20 protein-coding genes are annotated in these 22,746 nt (G+C 45.3%); 12 read left to right on the forward strand and 8 right to left on the reverse strand.

Annotated features, from left to right (window positions below; all coding sequences use genetic code 11):
* Nucleotides 1-149: 149 nt before the first annotated feature.
* The 7 genes from JJ941_RS14705 to JJ941_RS14735 all read left to right on the forward strand — a co-directional run bounded on the left by JJ941_RS14705 (nucleotide 150) and on the right by JJ941_RS14735 (nucleotide 7,609).
* A complete protein-coding gene (locus JJ941_RS14705) occupies nucleotides 150-929 on the forward strand; it encodes a glycerophosphodiester phosphodiesterase (protein WP_290966838.1) in 780 nt (259 codons plus the stop codon).
* 78 nt (nucleotides 930-1,007) lie between these two features.
* On the forward strand, nucleotides 1,008-2,666 hold the full coding sequence (locus JJ941_RS14710; protein ID WP_290966841.1) for a CTP synthase: 1,659 nt from the start codon (nucleotides 1,008-1,010) through the stop codon (nucleotides 2,664-2,666).
* Nucleotides 2,666-3,103: an NUDIX hydrolase gene (locus JJ941_RS14715; protein ID WP_290966844.1), complete on the forward strand. Its 438-nt coding sequence runs from the start codon at nucleotides 2,666-2,668 to the stop codon at nucleotides 3,101-3,103. The genes JJ941_RS14710 and JJ941_RS14715 overlap by 1 nt, the downstream gene beginning before the upstream one ends.
* Before the next feature lie 120 nt (nucleotides 3,104-3,223).
* Entirely contained in the window at nucleotides 3,224-4,879 is a 1,656-nt protein-coding gene (locus JJ941_RS14720; protein WP_290966847.1) for an amidohydrolase, read from the forward strand.
* Nucleotides 4,880-4,944: 65 nt separating this feature from the next.
* Nucleotides 4,945-5,736, forward strand: a complete 792-nt coding sequence (locus tag JJ941_RS14725; RefSeq protein WP_290966849.1) for a hypothetical protein — start codon at nucleotides 4,945-4,947, stop codon at nucleotides 5,734-5,736.
* A 132-nt stretch (nucleotides 5,737-5,868) separates the two neighbouring features.
* Complete coding sequence (locus JJ941_RS14730) at nucleotides 5,869-6,927, forward strand: PA0069 family radical SAM protein (protein ID WP_290966851.1); 1,059 nt, start codon at nucleotides 5,869-5,871, stop codon at nucleotides 6,925-6,927.
* Nucleotides 6,928-7,162: 235 nt separating this feature from the next.
* Nucleotides 7,163-7,609, forward strand: coding sequence for an ankyrin repeat domain-containing protein (locus JJ941_RS14735; RefSeq protein ID WP_290966854.1), 447 nt, complete (start codon nucleotides 7,163-7,165; stop codon nucleotides 7,607-7,609).
* Nucleotides 7,610-7,673: 64 nt separating this feature from the next.
* On the opposite strand, the gene JJ941_RS14740 is transcribed toward JJ941_RS14735, so the two are convergent.
* From JJ941_RS14740 to JJ941_RS14755, 4 genes are all read right to left on the reverse strand, one after another.
* The gene (locus JJ941_RS14740) at nucleotides 7,674-8,390 is read right to left on the reverse strand and encodes an SAM-dependent methyltransferase (RefSeq protein WP_290966857.1); all 717 of its coding nucleotides are present in this window, start codon (nucleotides 8,388-8,390) and stop codon (nucleotides 7,674-7,676) included.
* On the reverse strand, nucleotides 8,390-8,875 hold the full coding sequence (locus tag JJ941_RS14745; RefSeq protein ID WP_290966860.1) for a hypothetical protein: 486 nt from the start codon (nucleotides 8,873-8,875) through the stop codon (nucleotides 8,390-8,392). The genes JJ941_RS14740 and JJ941_RS14745 overlap by 1 nt, the downstream gene beginning before the upstream one ends.
* Nucleotides 8,865-10,034: a serine hydrolase gene (locus JJ941_RS14750; RefSeq protein WP_290966862.1), complete on the reverse strand. Its 1,170-nt coding sequence runs from the start codon at nucleotides 10,032-10,034 to the stop codon at nucleotides 8,865-8,867. The genes JJ941_RS14745 and JJ941_RS14750 overlap by 11 nt, the downstream gene beginning before the upstream one ends.
* A 581-nt stretch (nucleotides 10,035-10,615) precedes the next feature.
* Nucleotides 10,616-11,863 (reverse strand): DUF819 family protein, encoded by a 1,248-nt coding sequence (locus tag JJ941_RS14755; RefSeq protein WP_290966864.1) that lies wholly within the window; start codon nucleotides 11,861-11,863, stop codon nucleotides 10,616-10,618.
* A 185-nt stretch (nucleotides 11,864-12,048) separates the two neighbouring features.
* Here JJ941_RS14755 and lysC point away from each other — a divergent pair, with 185 nt between their 5' ends.
* From lysC to JJ941_RS14775, 4 genes are read left to right on the forward strand one after another with little or no spacing between them, the layout of a single operon-like run.
* On the forward strand, nucleotides 12,049-13,377 hold the full coding sequence (gene lysC, locus JJ941_RS14760; protein WP_290966866.1) for a lysine-sensitive aspartokinase 3: 1,329 nt from the start codon (nucleotides 12,049-12,051) through the stop codon (nucleotides 13,375-13,377).
* 11 nt (nucleotides 13,378-13,388) lie between these two features.
* Nucleotides 13,389-14,066: a dihydrodipicolinate reductase C-terminal domain-containing protein gene (locus tag JJ941_RS14765; RefSeq protein ID WP_290966869.1), complete on the forward strand. Its 678-nt coding sequence runs from the start codon at nucleotides 13,389-13,391 to the stop codon at nucleotides 14,064-14,066.
* Entirely contained in the window at nucleotides 14,066-14,950 is an 885-nt protein-coding gene (dapA, locus tag JJ941_RS14770; protein WP_290966872.1) for a 4-hydroxy-tetrahydrodipicolinate synthase, read from the forward strand. Before JJ941_RS14765 ends, dapA begins: the two co-directional genes overlap by 1 nt.
* Before the next feature lie 59 nt (nucleotides 14,951-15,009).
* A complete protein-coding gene (locus tag JJ941_RS14775) occupies nucleotides 15,010-15,813 on the forward strand; it encodes a 2,3,4,5-tetrahydropyridine-2,6-dicarboxylate N-succinyltransferase (protein ID WP_290967006.1) in 804 nt (267 codons plus the stop codon).
* Between the two features lie 63 nt (nucleotides 15,814-15,876).
* Here the strand turns inward: JJ941_RS14775 and thrC are convergent, their stop codons facing one another.
* Nucleotides 15,877-17,583 (reverse strand): threonine synthase, encoded by a 1,707-nt coding sequence (gene thrC, locus JJ941_RS14780; RefSeq protein WP_290966875.1) that lies wholly within the window; start codon nucleotides 17,581-17,583, stop codon nucleotides 15,877-15,879.
* Nucleotides 17,584-17,670: 87 nt separating this feature from the next.
* Nucleotides 17,671-17,916, reverse strand: coding sequence for a hypothetical protein (locus JJ941_RS14785; protein WP_290966878.1), 246 nt, complete (start codon nucleotides 17,914-17,916; stop codon nucleotides 17,671-17,673).
* A 38-nt stretch (nucleotides 17,917-17,954) separates the two neighbouring features.
* Between JJ941_RS14785 and JJ941_RS14790 the strand changes: the two genes are divergently transcribed.
* Nucleotides 17,955-19,133 (forward strand): anhydro-N-acetylmuramic acid kinase, encoded by a 1,179-nt coding sequence (locus JJ941_RS14790; RefSeq protein WP_290966880.1) that lies wholly within the window; start codon nucleotides 17,955-17,957, stop codon nucleotides 19,131-19,133.
* Between the two features lie 93 nt (nucleotides 19,134-19,226).
* Here the strand turns inward: JJ941_RS14790 and JJ941_RS14795 are convergent, their stop codons facing one another.
* Nucleotides 19,227-20,405, reverse strand: coding sequence for an aspartate aminotransferase family protein (locus JJ941_RS14795; protein WP_290966882.1), 1,179 nt, complete (start codon nucleotides 20,403-20,405; stop codon nucleotides 19,227-19,229).
* Nucleotides 20,406-20,472: 67 nt separating this feature from the next.
* The gene (locus tag JJ941_RS14800; RefSeq protein WP_290966885.1) at nucleotides 20,473-22,671 is read right to left on the reverse strand and encodes a Tex family protein; all 2,199 of its coding nucleotides are present in this window, start codon (nucleotides 22,669-22,671) and stop codon (nucleotides 20,473-20,475) included.
* Nucleotides 22,672-22,746 lie beyond the last annotated feature (75 nt).

The raw sequence follows: 22,746 nt of genomic DNA on the forward strand, positions 1-22,746 counted from the left end.
ACGACAGTAACAACTCACCTTGTTATCATAGGGTAATCTGTGCATTTCAAAAACCCTCTGCTAATTTGAGATTTCTTTTTTCTTTAATCCCCTTATTATTGCTGGTACATACAACCATCAATTCTCAGCCCTCATCCGTGAACCTACCTGTGAAATTATACTCCGGTTCTGAAGACAATTTTGTGATCATCGGCCATCGGGGAGCCAGCGCTTATAACCCGGAGAACACCATGGTTGCTTTTCGTGCTGCGTATGAGCTGGGAGCCGAAATGATAGAGCTCGATATTTTGCTGAGCAAAGATGGTGTTCCGGTTGTTATTCATGATGAAACCTTAGACCGTACTACAAACGGTACCGGACTTGTAGCCGACTATACATTGACCGAGCTACGAAAACTTGACGCCGGACTTTGGTTTGGTAGAGAACATGCCGGCGAGCACATTCCCACCCTTGAAGAAGTGCTTCAATTTGCAAAAGGTAAAATAGCGCTCAACATCGAAATTAAAACCGAAGCCGTGACGGATGAGTACCTTGAGGGCATTGAAGAGAAGGCGCTGAATCTGGTTAAGAAATATGAAATGGAGGACTATGTTTTGTTCTCCAGTTTTGATTACCGGGCTATAACTCACCTTAAACAGCTGGATGTGGACATCTCAGCAGCATTGCTCTACGAAAAGAAGCAATCGACCCGACGGCTTCCTTCCGAATTGGTTGAGGATTATACGGCCGATGCCTTTAATTGCAGCAGACGTCAGTTCACAAAAAGATGGGCAGAAGATACCCAAAGGCATAATATTCCTGTTTTTGTGTATACCGTAAATAAAGAAAGGCAGATGGAAAAAATGATTAAACGGGGAGTAAGCGGTATTTTCTCCGATAAGCCGGACCTTTTGAAGCAAGTTGTGGATAACATGTGGAAAACAAAGTAGCTTTTCTTGGCATTCTGCATTGAATGGGGGTAGGGAACCTCCTATATTTTACATCCATCAACTACACTCATTTCCCGCATGTCCACCAAATATATTTTTGTAACCGGAGGAGTTACATCTTCGCTCGGAAAAGGAATCATTTGTGCATCTCTCGGTCGTCTGTTGGTTGCGCAAGGCCTCAAAGTAACCGTCCAAAAACTGGATCCCTATATTAATGTGGATCCGGGAACTATGAATCCCTACGAACACGGAGAGGTGTACGTAACCGATGACGGTGCTGAAACCGATCTGGACCTTGGACACTACGAGCGATTTCTGGATATCAAAACTTCACAAAGTAATAATGTGACCACCGGTCGTATTTATTATGATGTGATTACAAAAGAACGACAGGGAGCTTATCTCGGTAAAACGGTTCAGGTGATTCCTCATATCACCGATGAGATTCAGTCTCATGTGCTCAAACTTGGGCAGTCGGGGAATTATGACGTTGTGATTATAGAAATTGGCGGAACCGTCGGTGACATTGAGAGCTTGCCCTATATTGAAGCTGTTCGCCAGTTACGATATAATGTCGGGCGCCAAAACACCCTTTCCATTCATCTGACACTGGTTCCATACCTGGCTGCAGCCGGAGAGTTGAAAACCAAGCCAACCCAGCATTCGGTTAAAACGTTGTCTGAAAGCGGACTTCAGCCTGATATCCTGGTCTGCCGAACCGAGCACCACCTCGACGAAACCATTCGCCGCAAAGTAGCTCAGTTCTGTAATGTGGATCTGGAAGATGTAATTGAGTCGCGCGATGCCCGAAGTATTTATGAAGTGCCTCTGTTGATGCAGGAAGAAGGCCTTGATAAAAGGGTGATCGAAAAGCTGAAACTAAAAACAGAAGAGCCAAATCTGGATAACTGGATTGGTTTTGTGGAAGCGGTTTGTAATCCTTCAGGCGACATAAATATTGCATTGGTTGGAAAATATGTTGAGCACCATGATTCTTACAAATCTATTGTGGAGGCGTTCATTCATGCCGGCGCGGTAAACGACTGTAAAGTGAATATTAGGTGGATACAGTCAGACAACCTGACCCGCGAAAATGTTGAAAAGGAGTTTAAGGATATATCCGGTGTTTTGGTGGCACCCGGTTTTGGAGGACGCGGTATCTCCGGAAAGTTAGCTGCTGTTGAGTACGCCCGAACAAACGATATTCCGTTTTTTGGGATATGCCTGGGAATGCAGTGTGCGGTTATCGAATATGCCCGGGACGTGTGCGGTTGGGAAGATTCCAACAGTACCGAGTTTGATGAAGACACCGAATACCCCATTATCGATATCATGCACGATCAAAAGAATATCGAGAATATGGGCGGAACCATGCGACTGGGTAAATATACCTGCAAGCTTAAGAAGGGGACCAAGTCTTACGAAGCGTACGGAGAGGAAGTGGTTGAAGAGCGCCACCGTCACCGGTACGAGGTGAATAATAACCTCCGGTACAAACTAACGGAAAATGGAATGGTTCTGGCGGGTATGAACCCCGAGCGCGATTTGGTGGAAATTGTTGAGATTCCGGATCACCCATGGTTTGTAGGCGTTCAATTTCACCCCGAATTAAGAAGTACGGTGAATAACCCGCAACCGCTTTTCGTGGATTTTGTGAAGGCCAGCCTGAAATATGCAAAATCTTCGAAGTTGTATAAGCCCCGCAAGGCGCAAAAAGCCGTAGCTGAAAATTCATAATGTCTGCTTCCTACACGAATCGGGTCCGAGTACGATCTTGTGGGTTATTGCTGAAAGACGAAAAACTGTTGCTCGTAGAACTGATGTCTCCGGTCACAAACCAATGGACATGGATTCCACCGGGAGGTGGAGTTGAATTTGGAGAGTCGCTTGAAGATGCTCTTATCCGTGAATTTGAGGAAGAGACCGGACTCCAAATATCCGTTGGCGAGCAGGTTCATATCAATGAAGTAATCCACGGATCTATTCACGCCATTGAGTTCTATCATAGAGTGAATCAGAAGGGCGGTGAGCTGGTACTTGGTAAAGACCCTGAACTGGATCCTGATAAGCAGATAATAAGGAATATCGGGTTTTTTAACCGGCAGGAAATTGAAGAGATGACCACGGCTCCGGATATTATCAACCCATCTCTTTGGGATCAATTAGGTCCTTAACTATTTAGATACTGCTGCACTTTTTCCAAAGAGTGCATGGGAGAACATCAAAGCTTGCAAAAGGCTTATCAAAGCCCGCTTCTTTCCTTATATTCAAGAAATTCTAACCAACATAAAAACATGAAGAAGCTATTCATTCTACTTTTTGCTCTCGGAATTTCAATCAGTGCCTGTACAAATACCGGGGATGTTAAAACTTTTGTAAATGCCAACGGTTACACATTCTCCGGTGATTCTCTGGTCACCTTCACAACCATGATTATCGAAGACGGGAAAATTAAAAAGGTGGGCGGACAAGAATTGTCAGATGGTGCCAGCGGAGAGATTATTGATTTAGCCGGAAAGACGGTGCTGCCCGGTTTGATTGACGCCCATGGACACGTAATGGGGCTTGGATTTCAGGAGCTGAATGTGAATGTAGCCGGGATTGAGTCACTGGAAGCCACACTGGATACCATCAAAGCATATGCAGAGGCAAACCCGGAGCTGGAATGGATTCAGGGACGTGGCTGGAATCAAACTCTGTGGGAGGAGAATGAATTTCCAACCGCTGAAGACCTGGATCGTGTAGTTCCGGACCGACCGGTGTACCTTTCCAGAGTGGATGGTCATGCAGGTTGGGTGAACAGCAAAGCCCTGGAATTGGCTCAAATAAGTAAAGACACTCCGGACCCACAGGGCGGAAAAATCATTCGGGATGGAAACGGGGAAGCAACCGGTGTTTTTGTGGATGCGGCCGAAAACTACATCATGGAAATTATTCCCGAACCCACTGAAGTTGAAAGAAAGCGCGCTCTGGAAGAAGCCTTAGAGCAAATGGCCAGTATGGGATTAACCTCTGTTCATGATGCCGGAGTAAGCGCTACGAACTGGGAGATTTATAAAGAGTTTGCCGATCAGGGAAAAATGACAACCCGTATTTATGCCATGATCGGTGGGATGACTGCTTTTGAAGAGCTTTCTCAAAACGGGCCGGTCGATTCGTATGCAAATGACCGGTTAGCCCTTAGAAGCGTGAAACTCTATTCGGACGGTGCACTCGGAAGCCGTGGAGCTGCCATGATTGAGCCTTATTCCGATGATCCCGGAAATCGGGGCTTGCTCTTTGCTGATCAACAAGAATTTAACGAAACCATGATGACCACGGCTTCAGCCGGATTTCAAACCAACGTACATGCCATTGGGGACCGGGCAAATCGTGTGATTTTGAATGCTCTTGAACATGTGCGCGATGAGCTTGGCAACCAGGGACTTCGTCACAGAATTGAACACGCACAAATTGTTGCGCTTGAAGACATTCCACGATTTGCAGAGCTGGATATTATAGCTTCCATGCAGCCACGCCATGCCACCAGCGATAAGAACATGGCCGTTGACCGTGTGGGGGAAGATCGTATTGAAGGAGGATATGCCTGGCAAACATTCCTTGATCAAGGCACTATTGTAGCTGCCGGCTCTGACTTTCCCGTTGAGCCATCGAACCCATTTTGGGGCCTATATTCATCTGTAACGAGAATGGATCATGAAGGCAACCCTCCGGGCGGCTGGTATCCGGATGAATCTCTGAGCAGAGCGCAAGCCCTCAAAGCTTTTACTATTGATGCAGCCTATGCGGCTCACCAGGAAGAAGTACTTGGCTCCATTGAAGAAGGAAAGTGGGCCGATTTTGTAATTATCGATCAGGATTACTTTGAGGTACCGGCGAGGGATATTTATAAGGTAGATATTCTGGAGACCTGGGTTGCCGGCGAAAAGGTATATTCCAAGGCAGATTGATTAAATCGGGAACATCAGTTTTAGAAGCCGGTTTAAGGTAATGAACATCTAAAAAATCAATATTTATGAAGTATAGAATAACCACATTTACTTGTTTGTTGCTTTCTGTTTCCCTGTTTCTGTTTTCGTGTAACACCACCAACAGCGACAAAAACCCGCCGGAAATGCCACCGTCTGAGTCAATGAAAGTTGATATGTCAGAGATGGAATCGGCTTCTAACAAAGTAGTTTCAAAAGCTGCTGAATCTAATTTCAATACAGCACTGTTTGCCGCCGGGGTAGCTAAAGTTATTTTAGAAGCGAACCTGGCCGTTCCGAGAGCATTGATGACAGCCGCTCAAAACAAATCAGCTGAAGCTGTAAATGGCAATGAGTGGGAGTGGAGCTACACCACGGCTGCCAACGGTGAGAATTACGGAGTTCGGTTAACAGCCAGTGTGGAATCTACCGAAGAAGTAACGTGGAATTTCTATGTTACCAATTCTGAACTGGGATACGACAATCAGTTGTTCTTTACCGGAACTTCAGATTTTGATGCCACTTCAGGCAGCTGGACTTATTTCGATTTGGAATCGGGTCGTGAAGTATCGGTAGTATCCTGGGAGCGCACAGAAAGTGAAACCTCGGTTGAACTGGAAGTTAAAAGCGACCGTAATGATAACCTTGGCGATTCCATTAGTTATGACTTTGACGGAACCGTAAAGACCGTTGTGTTTGTGGACGTTTCAGAAGATGAAACCACAACCATCAGTTATAACACTGAAACTATGACCGGTTTTATTATTTCACCTAATTATAATGAAGGTGCAAAATCATGCTGGGATGAGAATCTCAACAACACAACCTGTAGCAGTTAACAGCCGTTTATAGATCTTCAAAGAAATAGTTTAAGCCTCGTCTTTAATTGGACGAGGCTTTTTGTTTTATAAGAACTTCTGAAATCATATATTATATGTACAATATATGTAATAATTATTCAGGAGGCATTTATGGAAGGCAAACAAAATCCGTTAAGAGGGAGAGGAGCATCCGACAATCCCGTCAATCGTTTTGAAGGAAATTATATTGATTATGATGTGGATGAAGAAACGGGCGAAAAGCCATCCCCAAAAACACAGCTCATCAGGGATGACACTAAAACTATAATCACCTACAACAAGAGTGAAGACATCAGTTTCAATGCCAGCATCAATCCCTATCGCGGGTGTGAGCATGGGTGTATCTATTGTTATGCGCGGCCTTTTCACGAATACTTGGGGTATTCATCCGGGTTGGATTTTGAATCCAAGATTGTGGTGAAATACGACGCTCCCGAGTTACTCAGAAAAGAATTGAGTTCCCCAAAATGGAATCCTCAGGTAATTGCTATGAGCGGTGTAACGGATGTATATCAACCTTTGGAACGAAAGCTGGAATTGACAAGAGGATGTCTGGAAGTAATGGCTGAGTTTCGAAATCCGGTAGGACTAATCACCAAAAATCATTTGATAACCCGCGACATCGATATTCTATGTGAGTTGAATGACTACAACTGCGTGAGCGTGACGATATCGGTTACTACGCTGGATAAAGATTTGACCGGGGTAATGGAGCCAAGGACTTCACGACCGAACCGCCGGTTGGATGCAATCCGTCAGCTGGCGGATGCGGGGATACCTGTTGGCGTAAACGTGGCTCCGATCATCCCGGGATTAACCGATCATGAATGTGCGGAGATTCTGGAAAAAGCATCTGCAGCCGGGGCATCATTTGCAAATTATATCATTCTACGGTTGCCTTACAAAGTGAAGGACATGTTCCAGGAATGGTTGGGACAGCACTACCCGGAGAGAAAGAAGAAGGTGCTGCGCAAGATTCTGGATATTCGGGACGGAAAACTAAACAGTTATGAGTGGAAAGAACGGATGAAAGGGAAAGGGAATTTCTCAAAACAAATTTCCGATCTGTTTAAAGTGCAGACTAAAAGGTTGGGGCTCAATGAGAAGAAACGATATCTCACCACAGATCATTTTAAAAAAAGCACAGGCACACAATTGAAGTTGTTTTGAGTGGCATTACAATTATTTAACAGAAAAAAAGAAACTATTAGGAATTTTCTTCGTCTTAATACTGTGTTAAGTAGCTTTTTATAAGCCCGATTATCTTAATAACGAGAGCGAAACCTTTAGAAAAGTAGCTTTTTCAACATATTAGCCCTCAAAACAGATATCGGGTTTTTTTCTTTCCTGATAAAGCGGCAATTCATCCAATCTTTAAATTTGTACCGTATTTCTAATTTGACATTTGACTACCTGGAAATTACAATTCAGGAGCCAATCTAAAACTCTCATAAGAGGAGGATACGTTATGAATGAAGAGACAGCATTTCTCGATGCCGCAGAAAGCGGCGATATTAAAACCATCCGATCACTTCTTCAAGATGGTATAAACGTGAACACTAAAGACAACCATGAACGAACCGCCCTGTTGAAAGCCGCCAAGCACGGGCATATGAATGTAGTTGAGCTTTTAATTAAGAACGGTGCTGAAATCGATCACCGTGACAACAGGGGAACGTCGGCTTTGTATTGGGCTTCGACGAACGGACATTATGATATTGTACAATTATTAATTGAGAACAGCGGGGATGTGGATGTTCACGACGACCGCGGATGGTCAGCTAAAGACCAAGCCATAACGCATCACCATGATGGCGTTGTAAATTTATTAAATGAAGCCGGAGCTCATTAACCGGAAAAACGATCAGGAATAATCATTTATAAAAGCTCCATCGAAATTCGTTGGAGCTTTTATTTTATTCTTTAGCGTAAAGCAAAAAGATAGTTGGCCGCTTATCCAGATCCGGTACCTTCATAGATTCCCACTCAGAAATATGCTTCGAAATAATTTCCTCCGAGGGCAGTGTGATATCAGTGGCAGTGCAAAGCCGGGTGGCCGGTGAACAAACGGAAATAGCATCTTTAAGCAGCTCGTTATTTCGGTAAGGAGCTTCCATAAAAATCTGGGTGCGGTCGTGCCGCCTGGATTCACCTTCCAGCTGGTTAATCATCGACTTCCTTTTCTTCTGGTCCATTGGCAGGTAACCGTGAAAGGAGAATTGCTGGCCGTTGAATCCCGAAGCCATAAGGGCAAGCAGGATAGAAGAAGGCCCAACAAGAGGAACCACATTTATCTGATATTGATGTGCCAGCTTCACCAATCGCGCTCCGGGATCAGCAACTCCGGGTGCTCCGGCTTCCGAAAGAATGCCTGCATCCCGACCATTAAGCAAGGGTTTAAGAAATGAGTGAATTTCTTGCTCCGGGGTATTCTTATTAAGCGGGTAGAAATCTATTTCGTACTCCGGAACGGTATCTCCAACCCATTGAAGGAAAGAAGTGGCGGTTTTCAGGTTTTCCACCATCAATACATCGAGTTTTCTTAAGACCTCCAGCGTGTACTCTGGGATGGTATTGTTTCCCGGAGTTTTGCCTAAGGTGGAAGGGATCAGATAAAGCGTGCCGGTATTCATTAATCTACCCGTTCGATTTCAAATTTCTCATCATTTTCGTCTGCGACTTTTCTGCGCACATATCGGTTTACAAAAAAACCGGAAATAACCGTCACTACCAAACCGATGAAAGCAACACTCATATTAAAAAGGGAAGTGCTTTTTTGAATATTGAAGGTGGGGTAAAGTACAATTTCCTGAAAGGCTCCTTTTTGATAACGGATAGGGATGTTATTGGACTTCATGAGTTCCTGCGCCATTTGCACAGACAGAGAAAGCCGGCGCTCAATCAACTCATCCTCCGTTTCGAAGCGGATATCAATATAACCATTACTTTGAGCCGCAATTTGTTTGATGTCAAAATCAGTGACTTCGGCAAGGTAGGTGGTTCCATTTTCGTAGGTATCTATGGAGCTTTGGTAAACCAGCCCTTGCTGAATAACCAGAAATAAAAGATAAGCCGGAATAGCCCAGTAAAAGTACAGCAGTCGGTAATTATTCATCATTTGCAGCTATTTCATTTTGAGTAGTTTCGTAGAGCGCAGGGTCCCAAATCAGCCGTTGCTGGTAATCTTCCTGCATGTGATTTGCCGACATATGTACCCAGAATCCAACAGGTAGCTGATCAAAAAATACCGCTTGTACCGAGGTATGTCCGTCATAAATGGAAGTTCCAAAATCGATACCTCCCAGCAGGCCCATCCGGTTGTCGTAAATAGCGCCATAGTCTTCAAAACTTCGGGAAATTGGTTCAGAACCCATTGGCCAGCGTAGTTTCTCTTTAATGGCTTCAGATACTTCTTCAGAAATAACCCGATTCTCTATGAGGCTGGACATCAAATCAGCCAGTTGACTGGTGGTGGCTTGCGGAAAGTAAGTCAGAGCATCCCGTTCCTGCATAAAGGTGAGGGAAAGCCGATCATCATAAAACTGATTTTTGACCTGCTGATTATATTCTTGATCATCCCGTAGTTTTGTAGCTTCGGAAATGGATTGTTCAGCAAATTCAGTAAAACTCATACTGCTTAGCGCGGCTGTATCATTCAGAGCCGGATTGATGCGCATATACATACCACTGAAGGGAAGAGGCAGTGCTGTTTCAGGCATTCCTACTGTGTCAATCAGACTCCTGATGTTTTCTTCCCCGAGCCGGAACCAAAGATAATCGGCTGAAACCAGGTCGCTGTTTTGGAGCATGGCCAGAACCACATCATCAAGTGGGGCCGTACCGCTTTCAAATTCTTCAATTAGCTTATTGTGATTGTTCTCACTGATCTCGGGCAGGGCAAATTTCTCAATTTCTTTCAGGCTTATGGTTTCATCAGGATCCAGAAGTCCTTCAGCAACCTGCCGTTCATATTCCATTAGCAGGAACAGGTTCGAGGTGGCACCAAGGGCGCGGGGAATATCTTCCTGATAAAAAATCCCGGAATCGGGGTCGTTAACATTGTATGAAGTAATGGAAACCCACTCCGGATGCTCGCCTATAAACTCTGCCAAACCGGCAAGGGAGTAGGTATTCTCGATATACTGGCTGCCTTCAGCCATTCCTTCTTCGTTTTCAAAAAGGGTTTCAAAGCCAGAATAATTAAGGCCTATGACCAAAGCAAATACAAAGGCGGCCGCAGCCAGAAAGGTGAACAGGAACTTAAGTGCTCTCTTCAAGAAACAGGATATTTAGTCGGATTAATATTAGCTCTAAAGATACGAAGAAGAGTAAAGCTTATCTTGAATTTTGAAAGGAATTCTTTCTTGTTCAAACTACCAAACCAAACACGGATGAAGCGGATTATTACGGATTAGAAAACCTGGAATTAGCCTTCCAAAATCTCTACCTCATACAACTGCATTAGCCCGCAATAGCGCAAGTGTCCACTTGTGCGGTGGTGTATTAAATTTACATGCTCTGGGTCAGGATCGTTTCAGCCTATATCAACAATAACGGACCTCTTCTGTCTTCTCCTTCGTAAGGAGAAGGACGCCTGAACTATATTTTGAATAGTAAAGATAATGGTTTTTCATGGTGAGATGTGAAAGCCTCTCCTTGCGAAGGAGAGGTTTGGAGAGATCGGAAGTTCGTACATCTAACAAGCCTGCCAATAGTACATTTGTGCGGTGGTATATCAAAATTTACATGCTCTGGGCAAGGATCGTTTCAGCGTATATCAACAATAACGGACCTCTTTTGTATTCTCCTTATTAAGGAGAAGGACTTCTAATCCAGGTTCAGTCCTGAAATTCCTAAATTACATTCCCGCAATAGCCTGCATCATAATGGCGCACAAGTAAGCTCCATAAGTACCTAAAGCATAACCCAGAACGGCGAGTAATACACCAACCGGGGCTAACGCTGAATGGAAGGCCGAAGCTACAATAGGAGCAGATGCTGCTCCCCCTACGTTAGCCTGACTTCCAACGGCAACAAAGAAGAAAGGTGCTTTAATAAGCTTTCCAACCGTCAACAATACGGCCACATGAATCAGGATCCACACGGCACCGATTACAAAGAAACCGGGTGCATCCAGCATGGATGCAATGTTCATTTTCATACCTATTGTCATTACCAGGATGTACAGAAAAAGACTTCCCAGTTTAGAAGCTCCGGCCCCTTCAAGATTTCGAACTTTGGTGAACGACAGGATAAGTCCGCCGGTAGTAGCTACTACTACAATCCAAAAGAAGGAAGAGTTGAGGCTTAAATCAGCCAGAGCCGGCGCATTTTCATCGATCCAAGGAGCGATGGTGTCACCGGCAAGGTGACCAAGAGCTACGATCACGAAAGCCACGGCAATTATTTTAGTGAAATCCACCAGGGTTGGAACCCGGGCAATGTTGGCCTGATATTCAGCGATGTTGTGTTTTAGTTCATCAATAGCAGACGAGTCGGCTTTAAACCACTTATCCACCTGCTCGGAGATACCCGCACCGTAGAGCAGGAAAGCCATCCAGATGTTGGCTACGATAATATCCACAGTTACCATAGCGCCGAAAAGATCGGTACTTGGCTCAAACACTTCCAGCATGGCGGTTTGGTTGGCACCACCGCCAATCCAGCTTCCGGCCACGGTTGCAAGTCCACGCCAAACGGCATCCGGTCCGGTTCCGCCAACAATTTCAGGACTGATGGTTCCCACAATAAGCAAGGCAATGGGGCCGCCAATCATAATACTTCCGGTTCCTGCCAAAAACATAATGACTGCTTTTGGTCCCAGGTTCATAATTCCTTTGAGATCTATGCTCAGGGTGAGCAGTACCAAACTTGCCGGCAGTAGATATCGGGAAGCTACATAATAGAGATTGGAATCGGCTTCAGAAACTACCCCAAAGGTAGTCAGCAGCGAAGGGATGAAGTAGCACAAGAGCAGCGAAGGCACAAACTTGTAGAATTTCTGCCATTTGGGATTATCACTGTGAGAGGTAATGAAAATTCCGGCCAGTATAGCCATCAAAAGTCCAAAGGTAACCGCATCGCTGGTGATTAGTGCTGAATCCATGAAGTAAATTTTGTTCTGAATTTAATGTCGAGTGAGGATACAAAATTCTTGGGAATGAGGCATGTACTCATTCATCCCTTAAAAACCGTAAAAAAATGGTTAAATAGAGCTTTTCTATAGGGGATTGGCCGATAGAGTCTTTATTTTCTGCGCTCACTCATTCATCAATAAACTTTTTAGAATTAATGATTGTATCCAAATTCGGAGGCACCAGTGTAGGCACGTTCGATGCCATGCAACGCAGTGCCAAAATCGTTGCGTCTGATCCGGACCGCCGGCTCATCGTGATTAGTGCGACTTCCGGCACCACCAACGACTTAGTAGCCCTTTCAGCAAGCCAGCTAGATTCTACCCAGAGGGAAGAACTTCTTGGCAATATAGAGAAGCGCCATCTTGCCATTATTGAGCAATGTAAAGAGGAAGAGAAGCTCAGAGATGCATTTTATACCGAGTTTTCCGGGCTGCGCGAACATCTTGATTTTGTAGGACGTGATAAGCGCTGGAAAGATGCCTTATACGCATTCGGAGAGTTGATGTCCACCCGGATTTTTGTTGAAGTACTAAGAGAATACGGAGTGGATGCCGAGTGGCTGGATGCCCGGAATGTGATGAAAACCGATTCCACCTTTGGGAATGCAGAGCCCATTCTCGCATCCATTAAAAAGAAGGCTGATAAACATATTCAGAAAGGGAAAACCTATCTGACTCAGGGCTTTATTGGTTCGGATGTATTTGGAAATACCACCACGCTGGGCCGGGGCGGGAGTGATTTTTCAGCCTCTTTGTTTGCTGAGACCATAGGTGCCGACACCCTTGAGATCTGGACGGATGTAGCCGGGGTGTTTACTACCGATCCTCGTATTGTACCCGACGCCTTTCCGATTAATGAGATCACGTTTGATGAGGCGGCTGAGCTTTCGGTTTTTGGCGGGAAAGTGCTGCACCCGGCAACCTTAAAACCGGCAATGAGAGCAGGGGTAAACGTACGGGTAGCTTCCAGTTCTGATCCCGAAAATTCCGGTACATACATCGTAAAAGATGCGGAGAAAAAGCCGCCTATTCGGGCAATTTCCCTGCGTAAAGATCAGACCTTACTGACGGTAAACAGTCTGGAGATGCTTCACCAGCATGGATTTCTGGCACATTTGTTTAATGTACTGGCAGAGCATAAAATATCAGTTGACCTGGTGAGTACAAGTGAGGTAAGCGTAGCGCTCACCCTGGATACGGCTGTAAATGCGGCCAACAAGGTAGAGTTAAATGAGGATGTGCTGGAAGAACTCGGCCGGTTTGCAGAAGTCATCGTGGAAGAGGAGCTTGCATTGATTGCTTTGATAGGGAATGATCTCCAGAAGACTTCGGGAATCGGTGGGCCGTTATTTACTGCCCTGGAAGAGTATAACGTCCGGTTAATTTGTCATGGGGCCAGCCCGAATAATCTTTGTTTTTTGGTTGAGCAGAAACAAGCTGAAGATATCGTGCGGATGTTGCACGCGAAATTTATCACTGAATAAGAATCAGATTTATGAAAATTGCAGTTATTGGAACAGGAAAGACCGGTGGAAAAGTGGTGGAGCTTTTAGGAGATGAACTATCCGAAGCTTTTGACTCATCGAATCCCCCCACCGTAGAGAAACTTCAAGCAGCTGATGCGGTTATCATCTTTGTACCGGGCGACGCGGTGCCTGATGTAATGGACACAGTGATTGAGGCCGGCATTCCGGCCGCATGGGGAAGTACCGGTTGTGAGTGGCCAAACGATTTGGAGGAGCAGGTAAAAGCCAAGAATGCGAAATGGATTATGGCTTCCAATTTTAGCCTGGGAATGAATGTAATCCGCAAAAGCATCGAGGCTATTTCGGCGGGATCAAACATTTTGAAAGACCCGGAATTTCATATTCACGAAGTGCATCACGTTCATAAAAAAGATGCCCCCAGCGGAACGGCACTGTCCTGGAAGGAGTGGTTGGATAAGGAAGCGGAAGTAACCTCAGCCCGTGAAGGTGATGTGAAAGGAATTCATGAACTGACCCTGAAAACAGAAACAGAAGAAATCACCCTAAAACATAAGGCCTTAGACCGTGCTTTATTTGCAGAAGGGGCGATTTGGGCCGCAAAGCAACTGGTAAACCATTCGAAGATGGAAGCAGGAATTCGTACCTTTGGGCAGTTATTTGATCAAGTAATGGAGGAACAAAAATAATGGAAAATTTTCCACTGTGGACGGCTATTGTCACCCCGATGAACACAGACGGGAGTGTGGACTATGACAGCTTTGAACAGCTTCTCAGAAAACAGGAGGAGGCCGGCAATGGCGTTTTGATTTTGGGCAGTACCGGAGAAGGGCTGAACCTGAATGAAGAAGAAAAAAGAGAGGTTGTCGAGTTCACCAAGGATCTGAATCTGGATGTTCCGTTTATGATTGGAGTTGGTGGCTTTAACCTTCCTGCTCAGGTCGATTTCATCCACTTTTGCAATGAAATAAAACCTGATGCATTACTATTGGTAACACCTCTTTATGCAAAACCGGGAGCTGAAGGTCAGTTTGAGTGGTTCAGTGAATTGATGGCTGAGACGGATGTTCCCTGTATGCTTTACAATGTACCTTCCCGAACGGGGGTAAAAATGCATCCGAGTGTTCCCGCCCGCCTCAGTAAAGAATTTGATCACCTGATGGGAGTGAAAGAGGCCAGCGGAAGTGTAGAAGAGTTCAAGGCTTTCCGCCGCGAAGCACCCGATGTTAAATTCTACAGCGGTGATGATGGCATGACGCCGGCTTTTAGTAAAGAAGGCGGTGTAGGCTTGGTTTCCGTAGCTTCAAATGTATGGCCGAAAGCTACTCACAAATATGTGGAACTTTGCCTGAAAGTAGAAACCGAAGGATTATTCCCTTTATGGAAAAATGCCACGGACGCCTTATTCAAAGCCCCGAATCCCGTTCCCGTAAAAGTTCTGCTTGGCAAAAAGAACTGGATAGCTACTGATACCGTTAGGTTGCCATTGTCGCTGGGTGATATTTCTGAAGAAGTGGAAGCCAACCTGACGCAAGCGGATGAGGACATAGCAGCCTGGCTTGCTGAGGAATAAAATTAGTATTTAGTCATTCTGAGCCAAGCAAAGAATCTTCAAAGGTTTGGTTAGCGAAGATCTTAAAGACTGCTTGGAATGTCGCAATCAATGAATTCAATAATCAAAACTATAGAATGAGTTACGAAGATATTTTAGATCAACTGGAAGAAGGAACTGTAAGAGCAGCCAACAAAACCGAAAATGGCTGGGAGGCAAATGTTGAAGTGAAAGAAGCCATTTTGGCCTCTTTTAAAGACGGTGAAAATACTTCCTATGAAGGCATTTATGAGGGGTTTGTAGATAAACACAACCTGCCTCCCCGGTATTTTGGTCCTGAGGACGGTGTGCGTTTGGTTCCGGGTGGTTCATCCGTTCGCAGAGGGGCCTACGTTTCATCCGGTGTAATCATTATGCCGCCTGCTTATATCAATGTTGGTGCTTATGTGGATGAAGGTTCAATGGTTGATAGCCATGCTCTCGTGGGTTCTTGTGCCCAGATTGGGAAGAATGTACACATTTCAGCCGGAGTACAGATAGGTGGAGTATTAGAGCCTGTCGGGATGAATCCGGTGATCATCGAAGATGATTGTTTTATCGGGGCTGGTTCAGTGATAGTGGAAGGAATTCTTGTGAAGAAAGGAGCCGTTATTGCACCCGGTGTTACGCTTTCCAAAGCCGTTCCTGTTTATGATACGGTGAATGAGAAAGTTCTGGAGCGTGGTTCAGCTATTCCTGAAAATGCAGTGGTTATTCCGGGAACACGTCCGGTGAGTAACGATTGGGCTAAAGAAAATGGCCTCAGCATGGCTTGCCCGATTATCGTGAAGTACAGAGATGAAGGAAGTAACGCTTCCCTGGAATTAGAAGAAGCCCTTCGGTAGTCATGTGATAACGTGTTAAAGTGTTTACGATCATGGATAGAAACGTAAACACTTTAACACTTTTCAGACTGCCAGAGCTTTATTCGCAATTGCCAATCCTTTCACAAACGCCTGAATTACGGCTTCCAGGGTATCTGGGGATGCTCCCTTAGAAGTAAAGCGATGTCCTTCTTTCTCAAGGGTCAGGGTTACAATTACCAGAGAGTCGGTATCCGGACTCAGGATTTCCACTTCGTGATTTATGACTTCAAGCGGAAGAAACCCATCCGTTTCGGATTTGATAGCGGTTAGAATGGCATCAATGGGTCCCACACCCTGATCAAGGGAAATGATCTCGTCTTTGTCTTCAATTTTCAACTTCACGGCTGCACTTACCAGTCCGTGTTTACGCATGGTAAGCTTGTAATCCACTACTTCAACCGGGTACTCGAGATCCGCATCCTCATTATAAACCAATGAGCGAAGTACCTTAATCTCTTCCTCTTTAAGGGTTTTCCCTTTTCGGTTGATGTTATTCACATACTCATCATACAGCTTGGTATGTCCCTCGTCCATATTGACGTTCTCAAAGCCTGTGTTACGTGATTGACCCCAGCTGTTCTTTTGCATGTCAATAAATCCGGACTCAATATATTGCTGAATGCGTTCGAGGTTTGGTGGGAGTACCGGAGAGGAGAGAGAGTATTTGGCCACGATATGTGAACTCTTGAGCCCGGTACCCGTGAGCACGAACAGGCATTTCTTTCCTTTAAATTGATCCAGGTTGTTTTTGAAGGTGGCAAGCGGAATGGCACAAGCCGGTTCGGTGAAATAACCTTCCTCAACGGTCATTTCTTGCATCGATTCGAGCAATTCATTCTCGGTTGCGGTAAAGGCAAGTCCGTCCGTTTCCTCAATTCCGCGGAATACCTTGTAGAAGTCCAGCGGGTCGGCCACGGCCACGGCATCCGCCATGGTATTTACCTGTTCTTTGACGATTTTATCCTTCTTAAAAATCCCTTCCACCACCGGTGAACTTTGTTCGGGTTGAACTGCAATAAAGCTTGGGATTTTTTCAATCATCCCGGCTGCCTTCATCTCTTTGTAGCCTTTGTAGATGGCAGCAAAATTGGTTCCGGCGCCAATGGGTACAAAGATGTAATCAAATTCAGTATCACCCTGCTCGTACAGCTCATAGGAGAATGATTTTTGTCCTTCCTGACGGAAAACATAGTCCCCGGCAAGGTAGTAATTTCCGGATTTGGCAAACTCACGACACAGTTTCTCACATGCCATAAAATCACCTTTAATCTTGATGATAGTCGCGTCATAAATGGTAGCCTGGGCCAGTTTTACTTCAGGCGTTTTTTCCGGCACAAACACGAAACAAGGAATTTTGAAATAACAGGCATAGGCAGCCACTGATGCAGCCATATTTCCGGTAGAGGCCAGGCAAATAGCATCAGCACCCAGCTCCAGGGCTTTTTGCACTTCTATATAACTTCCCCGGTCCTTAAAGCATCCGGTGGGATGTTCAAATTCAAGCTTGGCGTACAGTTCAGCATCATATCTCTCGGAAAGACGATCGAGCTTCTTCAGCGATGTATAATGGTTCTTGAGAGGATCCGGTAAAATCTCTTTCAGCGGATACTGAATGTGCTTTTCGGATTTGTTGTACTCAATATCCAGAACGCCTCCGCAATGCGTGCAGTAGGTGCTGGTTTCTCTCTCGTCATTTTCACGGCCGCACATAATGCAGCTCATGGTATATCCGGAATTGCTTGATTTCATAGGATAATGCTATTGGGATTGTCGCAAATAAACTGTTTTAGAAGGTATCAAAAAATTAAGAAAAAAGCGCTTTTTCAGCCGTTCTGATTACAATGGAAGTATAATAATTTCTTCAAAATCCAGGTCCAGTTCACTTAAAACCGGAGCTGCAATTTCTTCAATTTCATGCTCTTCGTAGTCATTCAATCCTTCCAGCTTCACATATAGAATATCGTTGTGTTCGTCGATGAAAAATTGTGCATCGGTCGACTCAAAACTGTCTCTCAGGGTTTGAATAAGGAATTCTACATCCTCAATAAAAGCTTTAATTTCGTCTTCGGTAGGTTCGCTCATTTTCCGTAGGTTCTTGCTTATAAATTCAGCCTAAATCTATGAATAATTATTTGGCAAAACTGTGGGAAATTTCCCGGAAACCGGAACGGCTCATTGTAGGGTTGATGTCCGGCACTTCTCTGGACGGACTGGATATATGCTTGTGTAAGGTGTACGGATCGGGAAGTAATTCAAAGATTGAAGTGATAAAGTTCACAACAAAGGAATATTCAACTCCTTTGCGAGATCGAATTCGTGCTATTCAATCAAAGGAACAGGTACCTGCCCGGGAATTAACCATTCTGCATACCGAACTTGCCGGACGATATGCTTCCTGCATTTTGGATTCACTGAATGACTGGGATATTGACCCTGGAGATGTTGACTTGATTGCCAGCCACGGCCAAACCATATATCATGCCCCTGCCCAAAGTGAGGGCGAAGAACATGCCACCCTTCAGATTGTAGATGGAGATCATATTGCTCATAAGTCAGGAATTATCACTATTTCCGATTTTCGACAGAAACACACCGCTGTTGGGGGAGAAGGTGCGCCGCTGGCTGGTATATTTGATGAAGTGCTTTTTCGTCATCCGGAGAAGCACCGGCTTTTGCTGAACCTGGGAGGGATCGCCAATTTTACCTGGTTGCCTTCCCATAAAAGCGGGGACCCAATTTTGACCAGCGATACCGGCCCGGCCAACACACTCATCAATGAGGCCATGCAAAAATATTTTGATCAGCCTTTTGACAAAGGAGGTAAAGTGGCTGCATCCGGAACTGTTCATTCCGAACTGGTTAGGTATATTTTGCTTGAACCTTATTTTAGAAAAGCATTTCCAAAAACAACCGGTCAGGAAGATTTCAGGCTGGAATTCACCGAAAACCTGATGGAAGGGCATGGCATTGAACTTGCGAAGGAAGACCTTGTGGCTACGCTAACGGCGGTCACATCGCAAAGTATCAGCCGGGCCTTTGATGAGATAGTCGGTGATCAGGAGTTTGAGTGTTTTGTAAGTGGAGGAGGCATTCACAACAAAACGTTGATGAATGATCTGAAAGAGCGAAACCCCAATGCAACATTCAAGGATATAGAAGACCTGGGAATTTCAGTCGATGCCAAAGAAGCTGCCATGATGGCCTTTTTTGGCAATGAGTTAGTGGCCGGAGAAGGATTTTCTATTCCGGGGGTTACGGAAGAAAAAGTTCATTTAGGGAAGATTAGTCTGCCGGGGTAAGAATCACTGTTTTTGAACCCTGATTCACATGATTTTCGAATTACCCGGATTTATTTGAACATGTTCTGTAGAAACAGTTTTTTCCTTATTCAACTAAGCTGTTTCTTCCAAAGCCCAAACCAGCTCATCCACAATACGCTCAATTTGTTCTTTGGTGATGACCAGAGGCGGAAGGAACCTTACAACGGTTCCATGAGCAGCATTGCCAAGTACGTTATGCTCAAACATTTTATCTATAACAGGCCGGGCGGGGCGGTCGAGTTCCACCCCTAACATAAGCCCGAGTCCGCGTATATCTTTAACAGAAGGATACCCGGATAGCTTCTCTTTGAGCAGCTTCATCATAAATGCGCCTTTCTCTGCTGCTTGTTCGGTGAGTCCTTCTTCTTCAATGGCGTCCAGTGCTGCATTGGCAACATGGCAGGCAAAAGGATTTCCGCCAAATGTAGTGCCATGATCACCGAATCCCAGTGCTGAAGCCACTTCTTCTTTTGCCAAAACGGCTCCAATGGGAATTCCACCCGCCAATGCCTTTGCGGTAGCAACAATATCAGGCATTACATCAAAATGCTGGTAGGCGTAAAACTTCCCGGAGCGACCGATCCCACATTGTACCTCATCTATAATCATAAGGATGTTAAGTTCATCGCAAAGCTGCCGGGTTTTTTTCAGGAATTCACCGTCAATTACATTCACCCCGCCGGAGCCTTGTATGGTTTCAAATCCTATGGCAATGGTATCTTCATCTACTGTAGCTTTCAGGGCTTCAAAATCATTAAATGGAACCTGATCAAATCCGGTGGGCATGGGGTCAAATCCCTCCCGATAGCTGGGCATTCCCATCGCGATGGTAGTCACCGACCGCCCGTGAAACCCTTCACTGAGAGTAACGACATTCCCGGACTTTCCGTTTTTCTTACCCCACTTTCGAGCCATTTTTACACAGGCTTCCATGGCTTCCACACCACTGTTACAAAAGAAAACCCGGTCTAAACCGGACAATGTTGCCAGTTTTTCAGCCAGCAGACTCTGAGGCTCATTGTAAAAGAAATTGGAGGCATGCAGCAGCTTGTCGGCCTGTTCTTTAATGGCAGCAACTATTTTGGGGTGAGCATGCCCGAGGTTATTCACAGCCAATCCGCCAAAAGCATCGAGGTATTCGTTTCCCTCGGTATCCCAAAGTAATGCTCCTTTTCCATGAGAGAGGGTAACGGGCAGGCGGTTGTACACCTGGAAGTGGTATTGTTTTTCGAGCTGCTGTGCTTTGTCCATGTTTTTAGTTTCGTTATTCGTTAACAGTTAATGGTTATTCGTTGGGAAACAATTCACGAATAACGATTTAACCATTAACGAGTTTTAGCCCAATCCGACCTCGTTCCAGGTCCAAAGTAATGATTTCAAGACTCAGAATATCTCCAACACTTACCACATCATGAGGGTCTTCAATCTTCTTGTTTTCGGCCATGTTAGAGATGTGAAGCAGTCCGTCTTGTTTAACTCCGATATCTACAAACGCTCCGAAATCAACTACGTTCCGAACGGTACCTTCCAGTTTCTGACCTGCTTTAAGGTCTTCCATCTTCATCACATCGGTGCGAAGTAACGGCTTTTGAAGGTTTTCACGAGGGTCACGTCCCGGTTTCTGCAAGTTTTCTATAATCAGCTCCAGGGTAGGAACCCCAACGCCGATTTGCTCAGCTGTTTCTCCGAGGTTCACATTTTTGAATTTGGATGCAATCTTATCCTTCTCTGAAGAAAGGTTTTCGAGATTGATGCCAAACAGATTACAAAGCTTCTCAGCAGCCTCATAACTTTCGGGGTGAATGGCGGTGTTGTCCAACGGATTCGTGGACTCGGGAATCCGCATGAATCCGGCCGCCTGCTGGAAGCGGAAATCACCTACACCGTCAATACCACGAATTTGCTCGCGGTCCATAAAAATCCCCTTTTCCTCCCGATGTTTCACGATGTTGGTAGCCACCCGTTTGCTTAATCCGGAGATGTGAGACAGCAAAGGAGCAGATGCCGTGTTCAGGTTCACCCCAACTTCATTCACGCAACTTTCAACCACATCGTCCAGTTTGCCGGCCAGCTGATTCTGATTCACATCATGCTGGTATAAACCGACCCCAATCGATTTTGGATCAATTTTTACCAACTCCGCCAATGGATCCTGAACCCGTCGGGCAATGGAGATGTTTCCACGTTGTGCAGCATCCAGCTCTGGGAATTCCTCCCGGGCAACTTTAGAGGCCGAATAGACCGATGCTCCCGCTTCATTCACAATCAGGTAGTGAAGTTCTTCATCAGGGTGTTTCTCTTTTCGTTTTTGGAGGAAGTCGGCCACAATCTGCTCGGTCTCGCGACTGGCAGTTCCATTACCGATGGCGATCAGGCTCACCCCGTACTTATCAATCAGCTTTTCGAAAACAGCTTCTGCTTCTGCTACTTTTTTCTGTGGAGGAGTTGGGTAGGTGGTGGTTCCTTCCATGTATTTTCCATGCTCATCCACTACAGCGACTTTACAACCGCTTCGGAAAGCGGGGTCAATGCCCATTACTACTTTTTTGTCGAGCGGGGGCTGCATAAGCAGGTTGCCAAGGTTGGTTGCAAAGGTTTCGATAGCATGTTCATCGGCTTTGTCGGTAAGCTCACTTCTTAGTTCCCGTTCCAGTGATGGGAACAACAGGCGTTTGTAAGCATCTTCTACAGCATCCTGCAGGTATTCCGTGAAAATACTCAGGTCGTTGTTGATCACCAGGTCGTCAATATTCTCGAGCGTTCGTTCTTCCCAAAGTTCCACATTTACGAACAGGACGTTTTCCTTTTCGCCGCGGTTGATGGCCAGAATTTGGTAAGGCTTCATTTTGCTGGCACGGTAGGAGAACTCGTAATAATCTTCGTAATTCGTTCGGTCTTTGATCGCCGGGTTTTTCTTAGTAACGATATTGGCATGCTCAGCGAATACCTTTCGCAGCATTTCCCGCACTTCCAGGCTTTCGTTGATCCATTCCGCTACGATGTCGGTAGCTCCGCCGAAGGCATCTTCAACTGTCTCTACTTCTTTTTCTTTATCGATGTATTCCCTGGCGTATTCAACCGGATCACCTTTCTCAATTTTCTGATCCCAGATAAGCTGAGCCAATGGCTCTAATCCTTTTTCCTTGGCTTTATCACCCCGGGTTTTACGCTTTTGTTTATAGGGAAGGTAGATGTCTTCCAGCGTGGTAATGTCGGTGCAAGCTTTGATCTGCTCTTCCAGCTCAGGAGTAAGTTTATCCTGCTCTTTGATGGATTTAAGAACCGTTTCTTTACGGGCTTCGAGTGTTCGCTGGGTCTCTAAGCCATCCCGGATAGCGCGGATTTGTTCCTCATCCAGTCCATCGGTGGCTTCCTTACGGTATCGGGCCAGAAAAGGGACCGTAGCTCCCTCATCTAAAAACTTGGCTACGGTACTGATTTGCTTAGGTGAAAAATTCAGTTGCTTCGCTAAAAAACTAAAAATAGAAGTATCGCTCATTGATGATATTCGTTTCAAAATTAAGACGCTGAAAATAAGAACTCGGCTTTAGAATTATGAATTTTAAATGATAAAATTTTCGTTATTTGCTGA

This window comes from Gracilimonas sp., assembly GCF_017641085.1.
Taxonomy (GTDB): domain Bacteria; phylum Bacteroidota; class Rhodothermia; order Balneolales; family Balneolaceae; genus Gracilimonas.

Coding starts and splice junctions, on each gene's coding strand:
- JJ941_RS14710 (WP_290966841.1), top strand. CDS start 1,008: ATGTCCACCAAATATATTTTTGTAACCGGAGGAGTTACATCTTCGCTC.
- JJ941_RS14745 (WP_290966860.1), bottom strand. CDS start 8,875: ATGATGAATAATTACCGACTGCTGTACTTTTACTGGGCTATTCCGGCT.
- dapA (WP_290966872.1), top strand. CDS start 14,066: ATGGAAAATTTTCCACTGTGGACGGCTATTGTCACCCCGATGAACACA.
- JJ941_RS14795 (WP_290966882.1), bottom strand. CDS start 20,405: ATGGACAAAGCACAGCAGCTCGAAAAACAATACCACTTCCAGGTGTAC.
- JJ941_RS14730 (WP_290966851.1), top strand. CDS start 5,869: ATGGAAGGCAAACAAAATCCGTTAAGAGGGAGAGGAGCATCCGACAAT.
- lysC (WP_290966866.1), top strand. CDS start 12,049: ATGATTGTATCCAAATTCGGAGGCACCAGTGTAGGCACGTTCGATGCC.
- JJ941_RS14765 (WP_290966869.1), top strand. CDS start 13,389: ATGAAAATTGCAGTTATTGGAACAGGAAAGACCGGTGGAAAAGTGGTG.
- JJ941_RS14725 (WP_290966849.1), top strand. CDS start 4,945: ATGAAGTATAGAATAACCACATTTACTTGTTTGTTGCTTTCTGTTTCC.
- JJ941_RS14755 (WP_290966864.1), bottom strand. CDS start 11,863: ATGGATTCAGCACTAATCACCAGCGATGCGGTTACCTTTGGACTTTTG.
- JJ941_RS14715 (WP_290966844.1), top strand. CDS start 2,666: ATGTCTGCTTCCTACACGAATCGGGTCCGAGTACGATCTTGTGGGTTA.
- JJ941_RS14740 (WP_290966857.1), bottom strand. CDS start 8,390: ATGAATACCGGCACGCTTTATCTGATCCCTTCCACCTTAGGCAAAACT.
- JJ941_RS14785 (WP_290966878.1), bottom strand. CDS start 17,916: ATGAGCGAACCTACCGAAGACGAAATTAAAGCTTTTATTGAGGATGTA.
- thrC (WP_290966875.1), bottom strand. CDS start 17,583: ATGAAATCAAGCAATTCCGGATATACCATGAGCTGCATTATGTGCGGC.
- JJ941_RS14790 (WP_290966880.1), top strand. CDS start 17,955: ATGAATAATTATTTGGCAAAACTGTGGGAAATTTCCCGGAAACCGGAA.
- JJ941_RS14720 (WP_290966847.1), top strand. CDS start 3,224: ATGAAGAAGCTATTCATTCTACTTTTTGCTCTCGGAATTTCAATCAGT.